At 71.9% G+C, this 2,095-nt stretch carries 1 protein-coding gene and 1 tRNA gene; one reads left to right on the top strand and one right to left on the bottom strand.

The window, feature by feature from the left end:
• Positions 1 to 68: 68 nt before the first annotated feature.
• Positions 69 to 141: transfer RNA gene (locus ACRYR7_RS25320), tRNA-Arg, on the bottom strand.
• Positions 142 to 202: 61 nt separating this feature from the next.
• On the opposite strand from ACRYR7_RS25320, the gene ettA reads away from it, so the two are divergent.
• The gene (gene ettA, locus ACRYR7_RS25315) at positions 203 to 1,885 is read left to right on the top strand and encodes an energy-dependent translational throttle protein EttA (RefSeq protein ID WP_432575147.1); all 1,683 of its coding nucleotides are present in this window, start codon (positions 203 to 205) and stop codon (positions 1,883 to 1,885) included.
• Positions 1,886 to 2,095: the final 210 nt, after the last annotated feature.

The raw sequence follows: 2,095 nt of genomic DNA, 5'->3' as shown, positions 1-2,095 counted from the left end.
GGGGCCCCGGCGGGCCCCGGGCGGTGCCGGCGACGGCGCCGGGGCGGCGCCGGGGCGGGCCGCAGCGGCGCCCCCGGCAGGATTCGAACCTGCGACCATCGGATTAGAAGTCCGGTGCTCTATCCACTGAGCTACGGAGGCCGGCGGCAGCACCCTACCGAGCGCGGAGCGCGCCCGCCGACGACTCGACTAGCCTGGGTGCGTGGCGGAATTCATCTATGTCATGTCGAAGGCGCGCAAGGCGCACGGGGACAAGGTCATCCTCGACGACGTCTCGATCTCCTTCTACCCGGGTGCCAAGATCGGAGTCGTCGGCCCGAACGGCGCGGGCAAGTCCAGCGTCCTGAAGATCATGGCGGGGCTGGACCAGCCCTCCAACGGCGAGGCCCGCCTCTCGCCCGGCTTCTCGGTGGGCATGCTCGCCCAGGAGCCGAAGCTCGACGAGTCCAAGACGGTCCTGCAGAACGTCCAGGACGGCCTGGGCGACCTGAAGAAGAAGATGGACCGCTACAACGAGATCACGGCGTCCTTCGAGGACCCGGACGCGGACTACGACGCCCTCATGGCCGAGATGGGGCAGCTGCAGGAGGACCTGGACCACGCCAACGCGTGGGACATGGACTCCCAGCTCGAGCAGGCCATGGACGCGCTGCGCTGCCCGCCGGGCGACGCGGACGTCTCGGTGCTCTCCGGCGGCGAGAAGCGCCGCGTGGCGCTGTGCAAGCTGCTGCTGGAGCAGCCGGACCTGCTGCTGCTGGACGAGCCCACCAACCACCTGGACGCCGAGTCGGTCACGTGGCTGGAGCAGCACCTGGCCAAGTACCCCGGCGCCGTGCTGGCCGTGACCCACGACCGCTACTTCCTCGACAACGTCGCCCAGTGGATCCTGGAGCTGGACCGCGGCCGCGCCTACCCCTACGAGGGCAACTACTCCACCTACCTGGAGAAGAAGGCCGCCCGCCTGGAGGTGCAGGGCAAGAAGGACGCCAAGCTCCAGAAGCGACTGAAGGACGAGCTGGAGTGGGTCCGCTCCAACGCCAAGGGCCGCCAGACGAAGTCCAAGGCCCGCCTGGCGCGCTACGAGGAGATGGCCGCCGAGGCCGAGCGCACCCGCAAGCTCGACTTCGAGGAGATCCAGATCCCCGCCGGCCCGCGCCTGGGCAGCGTGGTCATCGAGGCCAAGGACCTCAAGAAGGGCTTCGGCGAGCGCACCCTCATCGACGGGCTGTCCTTCTCGCTGCCGCGCAACGGCATCGTCGGCGTCATCGGCCCCAACGGCGTGGGCAAGACCACGCTGTTCAAGACCATCGTCGGCCTGGAGCCGCTCGACGGCGGTGAGCTGAAGATCGGCGAGACGGTCAAGCTGTCCTACGTCGACCAGTCCCGCGGCGGCCTGGACCCGAAGAAGACGCTGTGGGAGGTCGTCTCCGACGGCCTGGACTTCATCCAGGTCGGCAACCAGGAGATGCCCTCGCGCGCCTACGTCTCCGCCTTCGGCTTCAAGGGCCCGGACCAGCAGAAGCCGGCGGGCGTGCTCTCCGGCGGTGAGCGCAACCGGCTCAACCTGGCGCTGACGCTCAAGGAGGGCGGCAACGTCCTGCTGCTGGACGAGCCCACCAACGACCTGGACGTGGAGACCCTGGGCAGCCTGGAGAACGCGCTGCTGGAGTTCCCCGGCTGCGCCGTGGTCGTCAGCCACGACCGCTGGTTCCTGGACCGGGTGGCCACGCACATCCTCGCCTACGAGGGCACCGAGGAGGACCCGGCGAACTGGTACTGGTTCGAGGGCAACTTCGCCGGCTACGAGGCCAACAAGGTCGAGCGCCTGGGCCCCGACGCGGCCCGCCCGCACCGGGTGACGTACCGCAAGCTCACCCGCGACTGACGGCTCCCGCGCGCGGACGGTGCCCGCGACCCCGCCCCCCCCCCCCCCCCTCCCCCGCACCACCACCACCCCCCCCCCCCCCCCCCCCCCCCCCCCCCCCCCCCCCCCCCCCCCCCCCACCCCCCCCCCCCCCCCCCCCACCCCCCCCCCCCCCCCCCCCCCCCCCCCCCCCCCCCCCCCCCCCCCCCACCCCCCCCCCCCCCCCCCCCC

Origin of the sequence: Kineococcus gurbantunggutensis (assembly GCF_050871925.1) — a bacterium.
GTDB lineage: Bacteria > Actinomycetota > Actinomycetes > Actinomycetales > Kineococcaceae > Kineococcus.
This window is presented reverse-complemented; position numbering and strand designations above follow the sequence as displayed.